The 19,636-nt window shown below is 33.6% G+C and carries 16 protein-coding genes; 12 read left to right on the top strand and 4 right to left on the bottom strand.

What is annotated here, in order from left to right; translation table 11 throughout:
• Positions 1-10: 10 nt before the first annotated feature.
• The gene (locus RB618_RS04210) at positions 11-520 is read left to right on the top strand and encodes a hypothetical protein (RefSeq protein WP_308067617.1); all 510 of its coding nucleotides are present in this window, start codon (positions 11-13) and stop codon (positions 518-520) included.
• A 41-nt stretch (positions 521-561) separates the two neighbouring features.
• Here the strand turns inward: RB618_RS04210 and RB618_RS04205 are convergent, their stop codons facing one another.
• Positions 562-915 carry a hypothetical protein gene (locus tag RB618_RS04205; protein ID WP_308067616.1) on the bottom strand — a complete coding sequence of 118 codons (354 nt, stop codon included), beginning with the start codon at positions 913-915 and terminating at the stop codon, positions 562-564.
• A gap of 72 nt (positions 916-987) precedes the next feature.
• Positions 988-1,962 carry a polyprenyl synthetase family protein gene (locus RB618_RS04200; protein ID WP_308067615.1) on the bottom strand — a complete coding sequence of 325 codons (975 nt, stop codon included), beginning with the start codon at positions 1,960-1,962 and terminating at the stop codon, positions 988-990.
• 266 nt (positions 1,963-2,228) lie between these two features.
• On the opposite strand from RB618_RS04200, the gene RB618_RS04195 reads away from it, so the two are divergent.
• The 6 genes from RB618_RS04195 (at position 2,229) to RB618_RS04170 (ending at position 11,017) form a co-directional block, all read left to right on the top strand.
• Complete coding sequence (locus RB618_RS04195; RefSeq protein ID WP_308067614.1) at positions 2,229-2,750, top strand: YceI family protein; 522 nt, start codon at positions 2,229-2,231, stop codon at positions 2,748-2,750.
• Positions 2,751-2,858: 108 nt separating this feature from the next.
• Complete coding sequence (locus RB618_RS04190; RefSeq protein ID WP_201999041.1) at positions 2,859-3,458, top strand: TetR/AcrR family transcriptional regulator; 600 nt, start codon at positions 2,859-2,861, stop codon at positions 3,456-3,458.
• A 94-nt stretch (positions 3,459-3,552) separates the two neighbouring features.
• Positions 3,553-4,884: a TolC family protein gene (locus tag RB618_RS04185; RefSeq protein ID WP_308067613.1), complete on the top strand. Its 1,332-nt coding sequence runs from the start codon at positions 3,553-3,555 to the stop codon at positions 4,882-4,884.
• Between the two features lie 12 nt (positions 4,885-4,896).
• Complete coding sequence (locus RB618_RS04180; protein ID WP_201999039.1) at positions 4,897-5,964, top strand: efflux RND transporter periplasmic adaptor subunit; 1,068 nt, start codon at positions 4,897-4,899, stop codon at positions 5,962-5,964.
• Between the two features lie 91 nt (positions 5,965-6,055).
• Positions 6,056-9,232 (top strand): efflux RND transporter permease subunit, encoded by a 3,177-nt coding sequence (locus RB618_RS04175; RefSeq protein WP_308067612.1) that lies wholly within the window; start codon positions 6,056-6,058, stop codon positions 9,230-9,232.
• Positions 9,233-9,766: 534 nt separating this feature from the next.
• Complete coding sequence (locus RB618_RS04170) at positions 9,767-11,017, top strand: TCR/Tet family MFS transporter (protein ID WP_308067611.1); 1,251 nt, start codon at positions 9,767-9,769, stop codon at positions 11,015-11,017.
• An 82-nt stretch (positions 11,018-11,099) separates the two neighbouring features.
• Here the strand turns inward: RB618_RS04170 and RB618_RS04165 are convergent, their stop codons facing one another.
• Entirely contained in the window at positions 11,100-11,537 is a 438-nt protein-coding gene (locus RB618_RS04165) for a retropepsin-like aspartic protease (RefSeq protein ID WP_308067610.1), read from the bottom strand.
• Between the two features lie 265 nt (positions 11,538-11,802).
• Here RB618_RS04165 and RB618_RS04160 point away from each other — a divergent pair, with 265 nt between their 5' ends.
• The 5 genes from RB618_RS04160 (at position 11,803) to RB618_RS04140 (ending at position 17,940) form a co-directional block, all read left to right on the top strand.
• Positions 11,803-12,774 (top strand): CDC27 family protein, encoded by a 972-nt coding sequence (locus RB618_RS04160; RefSeq protein WP_308067609.1) that lies wholly within the window; start codon positions 11,803-11,805, stop codon positions 12,772-12,774.
• A gap of 132 nt (positions 12,775-12,906) precedes the next feature.
• On the top strand, positions 12,907-14,556 hold the full coding sequence (locus RB618_RS04155) for a S41 family peptidase (RefSeq protein ID WP_308067608.1): 1,650 nt from the start codon (positions 12,907-12,909) through the stop codon (positions 14,554-14,556).
• Positions 14,557-14,942: 386 nt separating this feature from the next.
• The gene (locus RB618_RS04150; protein ID WP_308067607.1) at positions 14,943-15,722 is read left to right on the top strand and encodes a TatD family hydrolase; all 780 of its coding nucleotides are present in this window, start codon (positions 14,943-14,945) and stop codon (positions 15,720-15,722) included.
• Positions 15,723-15,785: 63 nt separating this feature from the next.
• On the top strand, positions 15,786-16,922 hold the full coding sequence (locus RB618_RS04145; protein WP_308067606.1) for a 1-acyl-sn-glycerol-3-phosphate acyltransferase: 1,137 nt from the start codon (positions 15,786-15,788) through the stop codon (positions 16,920-16,922).
• On the top strand, positions 16,912-17,940 hold the full coding sequence (locus RB618_RS04140) for an asparaginase (RefSeq protein ID WP_308067605.1): 1,029 nt from the start codon (positions 16,912-16,914) through the stop codon (positions 17,938-17,940). Before RB618_RS04145 ends, RB618_RS04140 begins: the two co-directional genes overlap by 11 nt.
• Positions 17,941-18,237: 297 nt before the next feature.
• On the opposite strand, the gene RB618_RS04135 is transcribed toward RB618_RS04140, so the two are convergent.
• Positions 18,238-19,479: an MFS transporter gene (locus RB618_RS04135; RefSeq protein ID WP_308067604.1), complete on the bottom strand. Its 1,242-nt coding sequence runs from the start codon at positions 19,477-19,479 to the stop codon at positions 18,238-18,240.
• Between the last annotated feature and the right edge of the window lie 157 nt (positions 19,480-19,636).

The following is a 19,636-nucleotide window of genomic DNA, read 5'->3' as shown; positions in this document are numbered from 1 at the left end:
AGGTTTTTTAATGAATTATTATACTTATTGGTCTATCTCAGAATTGCCATCTAACACAAGATCTTTCGAGGTATTTTTTTGGGTTTCAATTGCCTCACTTATTCTTTGGGTTCTAATTAAAAAATTCAAAGAGGTAAATGATGATTATGAAAAATTGATATTATTGTGGACAACTGGTGCTGTTTTTAGTCTATCAACAATTATGTTTTTCTATTTACAATTTTGCACAACAGATACAACAGAAAAAAGAATCCAGAATCTTTTTAATTCTTCAAAAGTGTGCGTGATTGAAGGTAAAATTTCTGATTTTGAAAGTTTTAGACCAATTTCTAGAAGAAAAGCTGTCACGATAGAGAAATTCAAAATTGATTCGATTGATTTTCAATATGAAGATGCGCTATTAGGAAGTTTTAATAGTTTCACTAAAGCTAATAATGGGATATTTAAAAATGGCTTAAGTGTTAGAATAACTTATGGGAAAATAAATCATGAAATCTTAAAGGTGGAAATTGCCAAATAAAAACCTTTGTCGCTTTGCAACTTTGTACCTATGTACCTTTTTTACTTATAATAGTTGCGAAACCAAACCTTCTGCCATTCTCTTTTTAAAATCAAAAAAGCAACTTGTTCTGCTAGAATTACCAAATCTGAACCATCGAGTTGTTTGATTTCATTTTCAGGAACATCAATAATGTAGAGTAAGTTTAAATATTCAGCAAATTTGTACTGAATCATTCTGTAGACTTTTTCGTGAAGCTGAATTTTCAATTCGTCTGGCGTAATGCTTAACGGAAAATCGATTCCTTCATTCGCCAAATTAAAATCTTTATTAAGCTGTTCAATAAGACTAATGTATAAAGTCTCTGTTTGCGCTTGCGCTAATAATGATTCGGTATTTACTGGTGCTACAAACATGTGATTTTAGATTTTAGATTGCTGATTTATGATTGTAGATTTTTTCTGAATACTTATAACTGAAACGAAACACTAAACTTTACGACCCATTAAATTTTCTCCGAAAGTTCTCAAAACGTTTTTCTTTTCATCGCTGATTTCCATTTTTTCTAACGTTTCAAAAGCTTTAAAAGTATACATTTCGATAGCTTTTTGCGTTGCTTTTGATGCTCCAGATTCGTTGAAAATGGCTTTAGCCGTTTCTATTTTTTCTGAATTATCTTCTAATTGCAATGTGAATAATTTTTCTAATGCTGAAGCTTTTTCCTCAGTAGAAAACTCTAAAGCTTTTAGATATAAATAGGTTTTTTTGTTTTCTATAATATCGCCACCAACTTGTTTTCCAAAAGTTTCTGGGTCACCAAAAGCATCTAGATAATCGTCTTGAAGCTGGAAAGCTAATCCTAAATTTAATCCGAAATCGTAAATTAAATCAGCTTCTTTTTCAGAAGTTTTAGCCACAATTGCGCCCATTTTCATGGCAGCGGCAACCAAAACAGCTGTTTTGTATTCGATCATTTTAAGATATTGAGGAATGGTAACATCTTTACGATCCTCAAAATCTACATCCCATTGCTGTCCTTCGCAAACTTCAAGCGCTGTTTTGCTGAATAATTTGGCAAGGTTTCTAAAAACAATCGGCTCGTATTGTTCAAAATATTGATAGGCCAAAATAAGCATGGCGTCTCCAGAAAGAATTCCAGTGTTCAAATCCCATTTTTCATGCACAGTAACTTGTCCTCTTCTTAATGGGGCATCGTCCATAATATCATCATGAACTAGCGAAAAGTTATGAAAAACTTCAACCGCCATTGCTGCCGGAAGCGCAATCGAATAATCAGTATCAAAAACCTCTGCGGCCATTAAAGTTAAAACTGGGCGAATGCGCTTTCCTCCAAGTCCTAAAATATATTCTATAGGTTCGTAAAGATTTTTAGGTTCTTTATGTATGTTTTGGCTTTGTAGATAATTGATAAAAAAATCCTGGTACTGACTTATATCGTGCATAATAAATTCTGATTTCGAGGCTCAAAGATACAATTCAAATATGAATTTTTAAGGATGAAATGCTAAAAGCATAATAATCATTTAAAAAGGACTTTTAAGCCATCTCATTTTTAATAAGTTAAAATTTTTTCTAAAAAACTTGGAAACTTTTTTGGTATTCAGAGTTTCCTGTCTATATTTGCAGCGATAAAATGGAAACTAAGAACACTGTAAAAGTTTTCATGAAGATTTTTAATGATTTGTAAAATCAATTAAGTCAGGTATTTATGAAAACAAAATGGACCTTAGATTCTAGCCAATCAGATGTTTTATTAGAAATGAGACGATCAAGAACTGCTTATTTGGGAGGAAACTCAAATAAATTTGATGGGTATGTGAATATTGAAGATAATGAGATTGAAGATGCTTCTGTCGAATTCTCATTAGATATCAATAATAAAAATGAAAGTTTCCAATCTATAGATGCTTATTTACAGCTTCAGGATTTTTTTGAAGAAGATGAGCATCCGATTATCAGTTTCAAATCGACATCGTTTCAAAAAGTAAATCAGAACATCAATTTTTTCAAAGGAGATTTAACTATAAAAGATATCACCAGAGTAGTTGAATTGGATGCTGAATTTCTAGGGGAAAATATTTATAACGGAGAAAAGAAAGTAGCTTTTGAAATTAAAGGAAACATCAAACGTGAGGACTTTGGTTTAGATTACAGTTCTTTTAATCATACTTCGGGCGCTGCTTTAGGTAAAGACATTAAACTTATAGCAAATTTAGAATTTAGCATATAAATCTTACTAAAAGAATAAATTAATGTAAAATTATTACAAAAACATTGGAAACTATTTTTTTGATTTTAGTTTCCAAAGTATATTTGTAAGGCAATTCGAGAATTTAAAATGAAAGAGAAGATTATAGCAAAAGCAAGCGAGTTATTTTTAAAGCTTGGTTTTAAGAGTGTTACAATGGACGATATTGCGGGTGAAATGTGTATTTCAAAAAAAACGATCTACAAGTATTTCTGCAATAAAGAAGTTTTGATTGAAGAAAGCACTTCGCTGGTTCATGGCCAGGTACACGAAATCATGGATACTATTATAGCAAAGAATTTTAATGCTATTCATGAGAATTTTGAAATTAGAGAAATGTTTCGTGACATGTTTAAAAATAACATCGACACATCTCCAATTTATCAGTTAAAGAAACATTATCCTGAGATCTACCAAAATATTCTTTCATTTGAAATTGATCAATGCACACAGCTTTTTAGAGAAAATATTGAAAAGGGAATTCGTGAAGGTCTTTATAGAAGTGATTTGAATGTAGAGGTTTATGTGAAGTTTTATTATACACTGGTTTTTCATATAAACGAAAATACGGTTTCTGAAAGTGAAGCACAAAGAATTGAGCTGGAAGCATTAGAATATCATACTCGTGCAATGGCCACTGTAAAGGGAGTAGAGGAATTAGAAAAACAGTTAAAAAGAATAAATAATTAATTCATCCAAATATATTCAATCGTCATTATTCTGAGTGAGGATGGAAAATGACGGTACTATCTCAAAATTTAAAAAAATAAATATTTAACTACTTATGAAAAGAATCCTTCTTATATTTTTGTGCACCATTGGCTTGTCTGTCAACGCACAAACCACTTTAACCCTGAAAGACGCGGTCAATTATGCGCTTCAAAATAAAGCCGATGCTAAAAAAGCAAAGCTTCAGGTAGAGAATAGTGAGTATCAGATTCAGGAAATACGTTCGAGAGCTTTGCCACAAATTAGTGCAAATGGAAGTTTAACGTATAATCCGGTAATTCAGACTACAGTTATCGACGGTGCAGGATTTGGACAGCCAGGAACTACAATTCAGGCAGCATTTGGACAGAAATGGACTTCAACTGCAGGGCTTTCTTTAACTCAGGCATTATTTGATCAATCTGTTTTTACAGGTTTAAGAGCTGCAAAAACGACTCGTGAGTTTTATCAGATAAATGATCAATTGACAGAAGAACAAGTTATTGAAAGAGTTGCAAATAACTATTATTCAGTTTATGTACAAAAAGAAAGACTTATTCTATTAGATAGTAACTATGTAAATACAGAAAAAGTTCGTGATATTGTTCAAGGGCAGTTTAATAATGGTTTAGCTAAAAAAATTGACTTAGATCGTATTATCGTAAAAATGTCTAACATTGATACAGATCGTCAGCAGGTTAAAAATCAGATCGAATTACAGGAAAATGCATTGAAGTTTTATATGGGTATGCCTATCGAAACTCAAATCGTTATGCCAAAAGAAGAATTTGAAGTTGTGCCAGCTGCTTTAACACAAGAGCCAAATATTGAAAACAGAACAGAATATTTGCTTTTGAAAAAACAAGAAGAACTTTTAGTATTCAATAAAAAAGCGGTTGAAGCAGGTTATTATCCTACACTTTCATTGTCTGCAGGTTACAATTACATAGGACAAGGACCAGAAATGCCTTGGTTTGCAAAACCAGATAAAGGAGTGTATTGGTCAGATTTCTCTGCAATTGCTTTAAACTTACATGTGCCAATCTTTACAGGTTTCGGAACTCGTGCAAAAGTAAGACAGGCTGATGTTCAAATCAGAGAATTGCAAGAAGACATCAAAGACACTAAACTTTCTTTGGATTTAGATTATAGAAATGCAATGGCTCAGATTAATAATAATCTTGTGACTATTGAAAATCAGAGAGAAAATATGCGTTTAGCGTTAGAAATTTTAGGAAATACCAAAAACAATTATCTTCAAGGTTTAGCATCTTTAACCGATTTGCTAGACGCTGAAAATGCATCACTTGAAGCTCAAAATAACTTTACAAGAGCAGTTTTAAATTATAAAATTGCCGAAATATCTCTAATCAAATCGAAAGGCGAACTTAAATCTCTTACTAAATAACAAATTATTACAATGAAGAAAATAATTATAACAGTCGTAATCATAATTGTAGCTTTTTTTGGAGTTAGCTACATTTTAAATAAGAACAAAGCAGAAAACGAAGCGAAAACTGCAATTGTAGCAGAAAAAAACGCAGCAGTTTCTGTAAAAGTGGCTACAGTAAAAACAGAAGATGTTAACCTAGGTTTTACTGCAAACGGAAACTTCGCACCAATTCAGGAATTGACTTTCTCTGCTGAAAAATCTGGAAAAGTAATTAGTGTTTTAGTTAAAGAAGGTGACTATGTAAGAGTAGGTCAAACTCTTTTAACTGTAAGAGGTGATGTTATCAATGTAAATGCTCAAGCAGCTGAAGCAGCATATCAAAATGCAAAATCTGATTATGCTAGATATGAAAACGCTTTCAAAACTGGCGGAGTTACTAAACAGCAATTAGATCAAGCAAAATTGGCTTTAACTAATGCTCAATCTAACTATACTCAAGCTAAAATTAATGTTGGAGATACAAGAGTAAAAGCTCCAATCAATGGATACATCAATAAAAAATACATCGAGCCAGGTTCTATTTTAGCTGGAATGCCTGCAACTGCTTTATTTGATATTGTAAATGTTTCTAAATTAAAATTAACTGTTACAGTAAACGAAACTCAAGTTGCTAGTTTAAAATTAGGACAAACTGTAGACATTACAGCAAGTGTTTATCCTGATAAATCATTTAGCGGAAAAATTACTTTTATCGCTGCAAAAGCAGATGCTTCTTTAAATTTCCCTGTAGAAATTGAAATTACAAACAATGCTAACAACGACCTAAAAGCAGGTATGTACGGAACTGCAAACTTTGGTGCTAAAAACCAAAAACAAAACTTGAAAGTTGTTCCTAGAAATGCTTTTGTTGGAAGTGTGAGCAGTAACGAGATTTTTGTTGTAGAAAACGGTGTTGCTAAATTAAGAAAGGTAATTGCTGGAAGAATTTTAGGAGATAAAGTTGAAATTATCAATGGTTTAAATGACGGAGAAACTGTAATTGTTACGGGTCAAATCAACTTACAAGACGGAAATACAGTAGAAATTATTAAATAATTTTAAGCTTTAAGCCGTAAGCAATAAGCTTTAAGCATTTAAAAAAAGCCTAAAGCCTACAGCGTATAGCCTACAGCAAAAAACAACAAATATGAAATTAGCCGAAATATCCATAAAACGTCCGTCGTTGGTAATTGTATTGTTTACAATTCTGACACTTGGTGGATTATTCAGTTACAGCCAATTAGGCTACGAGCTGATCCCAAAATTCGAAACCAACGTAATTACGGTTTCAACTGTATATCCTGGAGCTTCTCCAAGTGAGGTTGAAAATACAGTGACAAAGAAAATTGAAGATGCGATTGCATCTCTTGAAAATATTAAGAAAATCGATTCGAAATCTTACGAGAGTCTTTCGATTGTATCGATCACATTGACTTCAAATGCGAATGTTGATATTTCGATGAACGATGCACAGCGTAAAATCAACGCGATTTTGAGTGACTTGCCAGACGATGCAGATCCACCGTCATTGACTAAATTCTCTTTGAGTGATTTACCAATTATGACGCTAGGTGCAAATGGTAAAATGGACGAAGCAGCTTTCTACGATTTGATCGATAAAAAGATTGCGCCAGTTTTATCTCGTGTACAAGGGGTTGCTCAAGTAAATATTATTGGTGGTCAAGAGCGTGAGATTCAGGTGAACCTTGATGCAGTAAAAATGCAAGGTTACGGACTTTCAGTTCCGCAAGTGCAACAAACTATTTTAAGTTCGAACTTAGATTTCCCAACGGGTAACATCCAAACTCGTAACCAAAAAATCTTAATCCGTTTAGCGGGGAAATATAAAAATGTTGACGAATTAAGAAACTTAGTAGTTTCTTCTCAAAACGGAATTCAAATTCGTTTAGGAGATATCGCCGATGTTCAGGATACTCAAAAAATCGCGGAGAAAATTGCGCGTGTAGATCAAAAAAGTGCCATTGTACTTCAAATTGTAAAACAATCAGATGCCAATGCCGTAGCGGTAAGTGAGCAATTGATTAAAACAATTAAAACATTAGAGAACGATTACAAATCGGCTCAATTAAAATTAGAAGTAGCAAAAGACAGTACTGTCTTTACTCTTGAGGCAGCAGATTCTGTTGTACATGACTTGTTAATTGCGGTTATTCTGGTAGCATTCGTAATGTTGTTCTTCTTGCACAGTATTCGAAACTCGTTGATCGTAATGGTATCTATTCCAGCATCTTTGATTGCAACGTTTATTGGAATTTATTTATTAGGTTACACGCTTAACTTAATGTCTTTACTTGGTTTATCTCTTGTTGTGGGTATTCTTGTGGATGACGCGATTGTGGTATTGGAAAATATTTACCGACACATGGAGATGGGTAAAAGCCGAATTCGTGCCGCTTATGATGGAACTGCCGAAATTGGTGCAACCGTAACTTCGATTACATTAGTAATTGTGGTGGTGTTCTTACCGATTGCAATGAGTACAGGATTGGTATCGAACATTATTACACAATTCTGTGTTACGGTAATTATTTCTACAATGTTCTCATTATTGGCTTCATTTACGATTATTCCGTGGTTATCATCACGTTTTGGAAAATTAGAACATATTGAAGGTAAAAACCTTTTTGGAAAAATTATTCTTGGTTTCGAAAGCTACTTGACTCGTTTTACAAACTGGGTATCAAACTTGCTTAACTGGTGTTTAGATCACTACATTAAAACAATGGGAGTTATCCTTGTAATGTTCTTTGGTACGATCTTCTGGTTAATGGGAGGCGGATATATTGGAGGAGAGTTTTTTGCATCATCTGATAGTGGTGAGTTCTTGGTTCAAATTGAGATGCCAAAAGATGCTTCGTTAGAGCAAACTAACTTTATGACACAAAAAGCAGAAGCTTTCTTAAAAGGAGAGAAATATGTTTTCAGCCAAATTACAACTGTTGGTCAAACCAGTGAAGGTTTAGGAGCTGCTCAGGCAACTGCATACAAAGCAGAGATTGACGTTAAAATGATTGATCAAAAAGATCGTACAGATGATGCCAACGTATATGCTGCAAAAGTGAAACGTAAACTAGAAAAAGTTTTAGTTGGTGCAAAAGTAAAAACAGTTCCAGTAGGTATCTTAGGTACTGCTGAGGATGCAACTTTAGGTTTGATCGTAACAGGTCCGAACGTAGAAAGTGCCATGAAATTTGCTAAACTTGCCGAAGCAGAATTACGTACAATTCCTGGAACAACCGAGATTAAATTAACAGTTGAGGATGGAAACCCAGAGATCAACGTTCAGGTTGATAGAGATAAAATGGCTGCGTTAGGATTAACACTTCAAACAGTTGGTTTAACCATGCAAACTGCTTACAGTGGTAATACAGATGGTAAATTTAGAGCTGGTGAATACGAGTATGACATCAACATTAAATACAACGAATTTGATAGAAAAAACATCACAGACGTTAGTAATTTGATTTTCATAAACAATGCAGGTCAGCAAATTAAATTAAACCAATTCGCAACTATTACAGAAGGTTCTGGACCAAGTAAACTAGAGCGTAGAGATAAAACAGCTTCTGTAACCGTACAAGGTCAGAACGTTGGGGTGCCAGCAGGAACAATCGTTCAGCAATGGCAGGCAAAATTAGATAAATTGCAAAAACCAACAGGAGTAAATTATATCTGGGGTGGTGACCAAGAGAACCAATCTGAAGGATTTGGTACTTTAGGAATTGCATTATTAGCCGCTATTATTTTGGTTTACCTTGTAATGGTTGGATTATATGACAGTTTCGTTCACCCGTTTGTCGTATTATTTGCTATTCCGCTTTCGTTCATTGGAGTTTTATTTGCCTTGGCATTAACAAACAATACCTTGAATATCTTTACTATCTTAGGGGTAATCATGTTGATTGGTCTGGTGTGTAAGAATGCGATCATGCTTGTCGATTATACCAATCAGCGAAGAGCAGCTGGAGAATCTATCAGAACAGCTTTAATTCAAGCAAACCACGCACGTTTACGTCCGATCTTGATGACAACAATTGCGATGGTGTTTGGTATGTTCCCGATTGCATTGGCATCTGGAGCTGGAGCTGAATGGAAAAACGGATTGGCTTGGGTAATTATTGGAGGTTTGATTTCTTCATTGTTCCTTACGTTAATTGTGGTTCCTGTAATCTATGATATTATGGAGAAAATTATCCGTAAGTTCTCTAAAGGAGAAAAAATCGACTACGAAGCAGAAATGCATGCCGATTATGTGCATACTGAATTAAGCGAAGACGGTTTTAATCCTAAACATACTCATTAATAGTTTTAATTTTTGATAGTGAAATTCCGAGCCCGAATTCGGAATTTCACAATAAAAATCCCAAGTTCCATCAATTCGGAATTTGGGATTTTTTTATTGGTATTAAAATATAGCCCGTGATTTCAACCACAGGTACACAATACATATAATACGTCTCCCGTGGTTGAAACCACGGGCTATGTCGGTAAAATGATGAATATTTCAGCAGATTTATTTAGAAAAATCTGCATTTATCTGCGTGAAAAAATATACCAGTTTTAATAATTCAATATCAAGTTTTTCAAATTGGAATTTGGGATTTTTTTTAATTAATAGTAAAATATTTCACGCAGATTTTACAGATTTAATTAGAAAAAATCTGGGTTTATCTGCTTAAATCTTTTTTAAATCTGCGTGAAAAAATATACCAGTTTTAATAATTCAACACCAAGTTTTTCAAATTGGAATTTGGGATTTTTTTATTGTTGAATTATAAAGTTGATATTAAAAAATGTCAGCTTTTTCGTTTATTTGCATCACCTTACAAAAATTATTATGCTACAAAAAGACAAGTCAGCAGCAATTGGTTTTATTTTCATAACCATGTTAATAGACATTACAGGATGGGGAATTATTATTCCTGTAATACCAAAATTAATCGAAGAATTGATTCACGGAGACATCAGTGAAGCCGCAAAAATTGGAGGCTGGTTGACTTTCGCGTATGCGATAACGCAGTTTGTATTTGCTCCCGTTATTGGAAATTTGAGTGATAAATTTGGAAGAAGGCCAATTATCTTGATTTCCCTTTTCGGATTTTCTTTAGATTATCTTTTATTGGCATTTTCGCCAACTATTATCTGGCTTTTTATCGGAAGAATTATTGCTGGAGTGACTGGTGCTAGTATTACAACCGCTTCAGCTTATATTGCCGACGTTAGTACTGCCGAAAATAGAGCTAAAAACTTTGGGTTAGTAGGCGCCGCTTTCGGATTAGGTTTTATCATCGGACCCGTTATTGGCGGACTTTTAGGCCAATACGGATCAAGAGTTCCCTTTTATGCAGCGGCAATTTTGTGTATGGTAAACTTCCTTTACGGATTTTTCATTCTGCCAGAATCATTAAAAAAAGAAAACAGAAGAGAATTTGACTGGAGACGCGCCAATCCAATTGGAGCTATTTTAGGATTAAGAAAGCATCCAACATTAATTGGTTTAATTGTCGCGATATTTCTTTTGTACGTTGGTTCGCATGCAGTACAGAGCAATTGGAGTTTCTTCACCATTTACCAATTCAATTGGGATGAAAGAATGATCGGAATTTCATTAGGAATAATCGGATTATTGGTTGGAGTTGTACAAGGAGGATTAGTTCGTTACATCAATCCAAAAATAGGAAATGAGAAAAGTATTTATATCGGTTTAGCTTTATATACAATCGGAATGCTATTGTTTGCTTTTGCAACAGAAAGCTGGATGATGTTTGTTTTTCTAATTCCATATTGCCTTGGCGGAATTGCCGGTCCAGCATTGCAATCTGTGGTAGCGAGTAAAGTTGAACCAAGCGAACAAGGCGAAATTCAAGGAACGTTGACTAGTTTAATGAGTGCGTCTTCGATTATTGGTCCGCCAATGATGGCCAATACATTTTACTTTTTCACCCATGATGATGCGCCTTTTAAATTTGCAGGAGCACCTTTTATTTTGGGAGGAGTTTTAATGTTGTTGAGTACAGTTGTTGCTTATTTTTCTTTGAAAAAACATGCAGTTCCAAAAACAGAAATTAGCAATCAAGAAATAGTATAAAACTAAAAAGTCTTCATTTTAATGGAGACTTTTTTATTTGGAATTTGATCCCGAAGCCTCGGGATGGAATTTGGAATTTTTTCTATTTAAGGTACAAGTAGTGGTTAAAATAATCAATAATAGCTTTTCCTTCCAATAAAACATCAGCACCAATAATGCCGTGAACGGGCTTTGCTTTAAAAGATTCCAAAGCTTCATTGACGTGCGAAAGATCAAAAATTACGATACTAAAACCCTTATTTTTCCAGCTTCCTAACTGCAGTTTATTTTGAGATGAAATCTGAGTTGTCATTCCTGTTCCGCCTGCTCCAGAAGCCTTTGTTTTAGAGTTTTTTGCCGAAAGTTCAAAGCGTTCAATAGACTCAAACCCCACGCACGTGTTGGATGCACCCGTATCTAAAATAAAATTGCCAGAAATGCCATTTATTTTGGCTTTTATCTGCAAATGCTGGGTTTTAGTGATTTTGAATTTTATTTTTTTATAATTCTCCTTTTTGAGAATTTCGTGAAGATTTTCCATTCCTGTAATGATTGAAACCCAAAAATAAAGCAATTACATCCAAAAAACTAATGATACAAGAGATATAATTTGGTGGCTTTTTTAGATTTTCAAGGCTTTATCATTTTATTCGGTAATAAATTGGTAACTTTCTGTTTCTTTTAATTTTTTAAAACTTTTTGAAGAATCTTTTTTTTGGTATATATAATTGATTATAATGTTGTTATCTCTTGTTTTTTTAAGTTTTTAAGATTCTTTTTTTTAAATTAGCTATAAAATGTTTTTTATGGATCTAAATAAAATTCATCCAGATCAAAAATATATCGACGGACTAGCCGCAAATGATTCGGTAGTAATTGAAATGATATTTAAAAAATTTGCACCCAAAGTAGTGCAGTTTATAACCAATAATTCTGGAGATAAAGATCATGCGCAGAATGTGATTCAGGAAATTATGATTTTGCTTTTTAGTCAGGCGAAAGCCGGAAAACTTCAATTGACTTGTCCGTTTGATGCTTATTTTTTCTTGTTATGTAAAAGACGCTGGCTAAAAGAATTGAAAAACTCTGCCAATAAAGATGTGACAGTTTATGAGAATGTGGTATCTGTCAATGAATCTGCTCATGAATTGATTGCTCAGACAGAGGAATTTGAAGAAGAACAAAAGCGCTATCGACAAGAAAATAAATTGGAGATAGCTGAAGAAAGAGTCGTATTTGAAGAAAATTTGACTCGAATTTCAGATAAATACTTCAACAAAAAGAAACATAAAGCAGCATCGCTTAAGCCTTGGTACTTTGCTGCAGCGATATCTGTAATAGTTATGTTTGGTTTATTTTTCTTCGATTATCGACATTATCCAAATTTTGAAGATTATAACCACCCAGAAAGCGCTTATTTTACAGAAAGAGGCGTCTCTGAAGCCATTTTAAAGCAAGCTGAGAATAATTTTAACGGAAGAAGATATGAAACTGCTATTCCGATTTTTGAAATGATTTTGAAAGAAAACAATTCAGATGAAATTAAATATTTCTATGCCGTATCCTTATTGCAAGTTGGCAAATACGTAAAGGCAGAAAACATTTTCAAAGAATTGGAAGCAGGAAACTCTGTTTATAAAGAAAAAGCAAAATGGAATTTGGCTTTATCTAAACTAAAGCAAGGAAAATATGACGACTGTAAAGCTATTTTACAGACTATTTCGCAAGACTATGAAGATTATGATGAAGTAGAGCAACTTTTAGAAGAATTGGAATAATTTTGTAATTATTAAGAAAAATTTTATCCCTTTACGGAAAACCTCAATCGAATTTGGAATTTTAGTTCTAAATTCGATTTTCTTTTTAAGAGATTTTGCTCCAAAGACAATTTAAACTAGCCAAAAAACTAAATGAAAAAAGTTGCACTTATTTTTATTCTTGTTTTATCTCAGACTATTTTTGGTTTGAATAAGATTACGCAGACCGAAAAACTGGCTGCAACTTGCAAAGTTTGGGGATTCTTAAAATATTATCATCCAAAAGTTGCCAGCGGAGAATTGAATTGGGATAGTCAGCTTTTAGAAAAATTGCCTTTAATTGAAAAAGCCCAAACCAAAGAAGAGTTTTCATTAATCTTAGAAAATTGGATTGATGATCTTGGTCCAATACAAGAAATAGCACCGATTGTTGTGCCAAAAGATGTTAAGGTTTTCGATAAGAATTTCGATTTAAGCTGGTTTAATAATAAACTGTTTTCTAAAAAGCTTTCGAAGAAATTAAAATTTATTGAAGAAAATAGATATCAGAATAATGAGGAATTTGGACCAAGTTTTGACGGTTTTAAAAATTTGAAAAACTATTTTAATCTAGATTATACAGATAAAAATTCAAAACTTTTAATGCTTTATGCGTATTGGAATGTAGTTGAATATTATTTTCCTTATAAATACATTATGGATCAGAAATGGGATGAAACTTTAAATGAAGTGCTTCCTTCTGTCGTTGAGTCCAAAACTCCAGAAGATTTTTATAAAATATTAAGAAAAACAGCAGCAAAGCTCAATGATAGCCATGTTGAATTTCATATATATCCATCTTTGGCAACCGCAAAAAAGAGCTTTTATTATTTCCCTGCAGCGGGCAAAATAATAGATGAAAAAATCGTAATCACAGAGATTTTAGGAGACAGTCTAGCTGAGGCAGACGATATTAAAATTGGGACAGTGATAACTAAAATAAATGATAAGAGCATCAAAGAAATCATTGAAGAAAAAAGAGAAATGATTGCTGCTTCAAACGAAGTTTCTTTTCTGGACAAAGTTATTGGTACGATTCTGCTAAGCGAATCTGAAAAGGTTAAAGTGGAGTTTTTGAAAGATGGAAAATATGAAACAAAATCTATGATTTGGTTTAATTATCATGATTCGCATAGAAATGAGTATAAGAAGGGAGCTCAGAAAAAGAAAGATAAATTTAAACTTTTGGATAATAATATCGGTTATGTTAATATGGGAGTGATCAAACCCAAAAATGTTCCTGATATGATTGATGCGCTCAAATCGACAAAAGCAATAGTTTTTGATATTAGAAATTATCCACACAGTACTTATAAAGTCATTTCAGACTTTTTAAATGCTAAAGAAGAGAAATTTGTTATTTATACTTATCCCTATTTAAACTATCCTGGCAAGTACTATTGGACGGAGGGAAGGAATGCAGGGTTTGACAATAAAGACCATTACAAAGGAAAAGTGATTGTATTATTGGATGAGAATTCAATAAGCCAGTCAGAATGGACAGCAATGTGTTTTCAAACAGCGGGAAACACCACAATTATTGGAAGTCAGACGGCAGGAGCAGACGGAAATGTTTTTGAATTTGATTTTAATGGCTATCATACGGGCTTTTCAGGAATTGGAGTTTATTATCCAGACGGAAGAGAAACCCAACGTGTAGGAATTGTACCTGATATTGAAGTAAAACCAACAATTTTAGGAATTCAACAAGGTAAAGACGAGGTTTTGGAACGCGCTTTGCTATATATAGAAAACGGAAAATAAAGCTTGTTTGTTGTACTGAATAACGAGGGGTCACACTAGCTGATCGAGAGAAAAAATGGGGGTTTTCTTTTCGACGCTTCTTGTGAGGCCCTTTGTTCTTCAGAATAACAAAAATTAGGTGATTATTATTCTGGCCTTTGTCAAAGTTACAAGCTTTGACAAAGGTTTTTTTTTGTCATCCTGAGCGAAGTCGAAGGATCGTGTTGAGAATTGATGAAGATTAGCGATTAAGGCTTCAACTTTGCTCAGCCTGACAAAATAGGATCAAAAATCTGTTTTTATCCGCGTTTTCACGAAGTGAATCCGTTAAATCCATGTCCCTTAATCTCTATGAAATTGCTATTCTTTTAATATTGTCGTAATTTTGGCACTTTAAAATTATAGCCTTGAATTCAACACCCATTATTACCGATACACACACGCATTTATATTCTGAAGAATTTGATCAGGATCGTGACGCAATGATTCAGCGCGCTATCGATGCCGGAATTACCCGTTTTTTTATTCCCGCAATCGATGCTGCGGCCACACAGTCTATGTACGATTTAGAAAAAAATTATCCTGAAAATATTTTCTTAATGATGGGTTTGCATCCCACTTACGTGAAAGATAATTATCTGGAAGAGTTGGCGCATGTTGAAACGGAATTATCAAAAAGAAAATTCTACGCAGTTGGTGAAATCGGGATCGATCTGTATTGGGATAAAACGCATTTAAAAGAACAGCAAATTGCTTTTAAAAGACAAATTCAGCTGGCAAAACAATACAAATTGCCAATCGTAATTCATTGCAGAGAAGCATTTGACGAAATCTTTGAAGTCTTAGAAGAAGAAAAATCTGAAGATTTATTTGGGATTTTTCATTGTTTTTCCGGAACTTTAGAACAAGCAGAACGCGCGATTTCTTACAAAATGAAATTAGGAATTGGTGGTGTTGTTACTTTTAAGAACGGAAAAATTGATCAGTTTTTGAATCAAATCGATTTAAAACATATCGTTTTGGAGACAGATTCGCCATATTTAGCGCCAATTCCTTACCGAGGAAAAAGAAATGAAAGCAGTTATTTAGTCAATGTTATTGCTAAATTAAGCGATATATATGGTGTTTCTAAAGAAGAAATTGCAGCAATTACAACTCAGAATTCCAAAGACGTTTTTGGGATTTAACTTGTACCTTACAAAACTTTAATTTTTTTTTTGTTCTTTTGCCCACTTAAACCCAAATAAATAATGCAGAGATTTGATGCCATTCGACCGTTTTATGATTCCGAAATAAATGAAGCACTTCATGGTGTTGTCAATCATCCGATGATGAAAACCATGATGAACTTTACTTTTCCGGATGTAGAAGATGAGGTTTGGAAGGAACAATTGAAGAAAACACATTCTATTCGTGATTTTCAGTGCAACTTTATTTACAATACTATTCAGAAAGTTTTAGAAAAAAGCTCTGAAGGCCTTACAACTTCAGGTTTTGAAAAACTGGAACCTAATACTTCTTATTTGTTTATCTCCAATCACAGAGATATTCTTTTGGATACCACATTATTGAATGTTTGTTTATTCGAACATGGTTTGGTTATGACGGCTTCGGCAATTGGAGACAATTTGGTGAAGAAAGCTTTTTTGGCAACTTTAGCAAAATTAAATAGAAACTTTTTGGTTTTAAGAGGATTAACACCTCGAGAAATGTTGCAAAGCTCAAAGTTATTGTCTGAATATATGGGACAATTATTGCTTCGCGAAAATCGTTCGGTTTGGATTGCGCAAAGAGAAGGAAGAACAAAAGACGGAAATGACGAAACCAATCCAGGAGTTTTAAAAATGATCGGAATGGGTTCTGATGAAGAAAATTTAATGGATTATTTCAAGAAATTAAAAATTGTTCCGGTTTCTATTTCTTATGAATACGATCCGACTGATGTGTTGAAAATGCCGCAATTAATGGCAGAAGCAAACAACGAAGTTTACGTAAAAGATAAAAATGAAGATTTCATGACCATTATAAGCGGTATCATGGGAACTAAAAAAAGAATACATATTTCTGTTGGCGATGTTCTGGATACAGAAATCGATCAGATTGTGGCTGAAAATGACAATGCAAACAAGCAAGTTCAGGCTTTGGCACAAACTATTGACGATGTGATTTTGAAAAACTACCAATTATGGCCGACAAACTTTATTGCATACGATATTTTAAACGAAACAAATAAATTCGCCGACAAATACAAAGAGAGCGAAAAACAGCTTTTTGAGCGTCGTTTAGAAATGAGAATCGGAAGCGATAATCCTGTGACAAGACAAGGATTTTTAGCCATGTACGCAAATCCTGTTGTCAACAAATTAAAATACCAAGATGTCATCTAAAGCAAAAATATTATTGGTTTATACCGGAGGGACGATCGGTATGAGCAAAGATTTTGAAACTGGGGCACTGAAAGCCTTCAATTTTGGTAAACTAATACAAAAGATTCCCGAAATCAAACAATTGGATTGCGAGATCGAATCAATTTCGTTCGAACACCCAATCGATTCTTCAAATATGAATCCCGAAATGTGGACAAAAATAGCCACTATTATCGAGGAAAATTACAACGCTTACGACGGATTTGTTGTCCTTCACGGATCAGATACCATGTCGTATTCAGCATCAGCATTGAGTTTTATGTTGGAGAATTTGGCAAAACCTGTTGTTTTTACTGGTTCGCAATTGCCAATTGGAGATTTGCGTACTGATGCAAAAGAAAACCTGATTACAGCGATCCAGATTGCTTCACTTTTAGAAGATGGAAAACCTGTTATTAATGAAGTTTGTTTGTATTTTGAATACAAATTGTATCGCGGAAACAGAACCTCTAAAGTAAACGCAGAACATTTTAGAGCTTTTACAGCGCCAAATTATCCTGAATTGGTAGAATCTGGTGTTCATTTGAAACTAAACAGACATTTATTTCTTCCAAAAAATAAAGATGCAAAACTGATTGTTCATAAGAATTTAGACAATCACGTTGCGATCATCAAAATGTTCCCAGGAATGAGCGAAATTGTTTTGGCTTCAATTTTGGCAACTAAAGGTTTAAGAGGAATTATTCTGGAAACTTACGGTTCTGGAAATGCTCCAACAGAGGATTGGTTTATCAGCTTAATAGAAAATGCGATCAAATCTGGAATGCATATCGTAAACGTAACCCAATGTTCTGGCGGAAGTGTAAACATGGGACAATACGAAACCAGCACAGCTTTGAAATCGCTTGGAGTTATCTCAGGAAAAGACATTACTACTGAAGCAGCCATTACCAAATTAATGTATTTGCTTGGGCATAATATTCCGCAAAACGAGTTTAAAGATATTTTTGAGACGGCGCTTCGAGGGGAAATATCTTAAATTTAAATTACAATATTTTAAAAATTCCAAATTCCAATGCTTCGTGGTAAAGAACTTTGTCAAAGTTTACAACTTTGACAAAATTGAAAATTTATCACAGCGGGCATATTCCATAGGCATATTTCATCGCTAGAAAAAAAAATTATCATTTTGGATTGTGTCCTGTAGGGACGTCTGTTTTTTTTTGCGACAATAAAAAAATCCGTCTCGTTAATCAAACATTCCTACGGAACGTATAATCCTAATTCAAATCTAATTCTAACAACCAGACATTTCGATGGAATGTTTTCTTTTGATTTAAAACTTAGAATTTTTATAAGTAACAGGACAAGTCTCCAATTCATCTTCTGCTTTATGTTTTTTGTAATACACATAAACAATAACGGAAAGAATACAGATAATTCCTTGAATAGCAACGGTAGTTCTTACGCCAAGCGAATGAGAAACATAACCAATAATCAAACTTCCCACAGGAATCATTCCCTGATATGCCATCATATAATAACTGATGCTTCTAGAACGCATGCTTACAATACTGTGTGTCTGAATATAAATGTTGATTGATGAAGTTTGTCCCATCATTCCGATTCCGCTCAAAGTCATACAGATTAAAGCAATTGTAATACTGCTTGAAATGGCTAGAATAATAATGCTAAATCCTAACAGTAAGCTGGCAGCGATCATTAGTTTTCCCATATTCTCAGCCGATTTTAAATTGGCTAAATAGATTGCAGATATAACAGAACCAATTCCGGCAGCGCTTTCAAACCAACTGAAAGTTTCGGCATTTCCGTTAAAAATATCTTTTGCAAAAACGGGCATTAATGTATTAAAAGAAATTACGAATAAACTGCTGCAAGTCAACATTAAAAGCATTCTTGCCATTTCAGTTTCTTTTTTTACATAATCAAGTCCTTCAATAAGATCGTCCAACATTTTAAGCTTGTTTTCGGCTTTGATATGAGGCGTGATTTTCATCATCATTAGCGAAATCAAAACAGGCACGTAGCTCACAAAATTCCCAATAAAACAGATATCTTCTCCATATTGATGCAGAATGATTCCAGCAAGTGCAGGACCTGCAATTCGGGCAAAATTGTTCATGGTTGAGTTAAGTGCGACTGCGTTTGGAAGATCTTCTTTATTATCGACAATATCAATCATCATGGTCTGGCGGCAAGTCATATCAAAAGCATTTATAATTCCTTGAATTAAGCTCAAAGCCAGAATAAAATTGATGTTATAGATTTTAAGATAAATGAGCAATGCTAAAGTTCCCGCTTGAAGCATAGCGAGAGATTGTAAAAACAAAATAGTTTTATGTCTGTCATAACGTCCAATAATACTTCCTGCAAGAGGTGCTAGAAACAAAGACGGAATCATACTTAAAAAAGTGGCTAAACCCAATAAAAAGACCGATCCTGTTATACTGTAAACCATCCAGCTTACGGCGGTTTTCTGCATCCAAGTTCCGATAACCGAAACAGATTGTCCGTAAAAGAATAACTTGAAATTTCTTGATTTTAAGGCTTTAAACATGATCTTATACTTATTATATTACCGAGAAGTTCTGGTATAATGCCGATATAGTATGAAAATAGTCTAATTTTTATTACACTATATTGAATATATAATCGGTATTAATTATTTGATACAAAGGTCGGGATTATGATTTCATTAGAAAAATTAATAATTT

This window comes from Flavobacterium sp. LHD-85 (assembly GCF_030929595.1).
Classification (GTDB): Bacteria; Bacteroidota; Bacteroidia; order Flavobacteriales; family Flavobacteriaceae; genus Flavobacterium.
The sequence above is the reverse complement of the archived record's forward strand: the minus strand, read 5'-3'. Positions and strand labels throughout refer to the sequence as shown.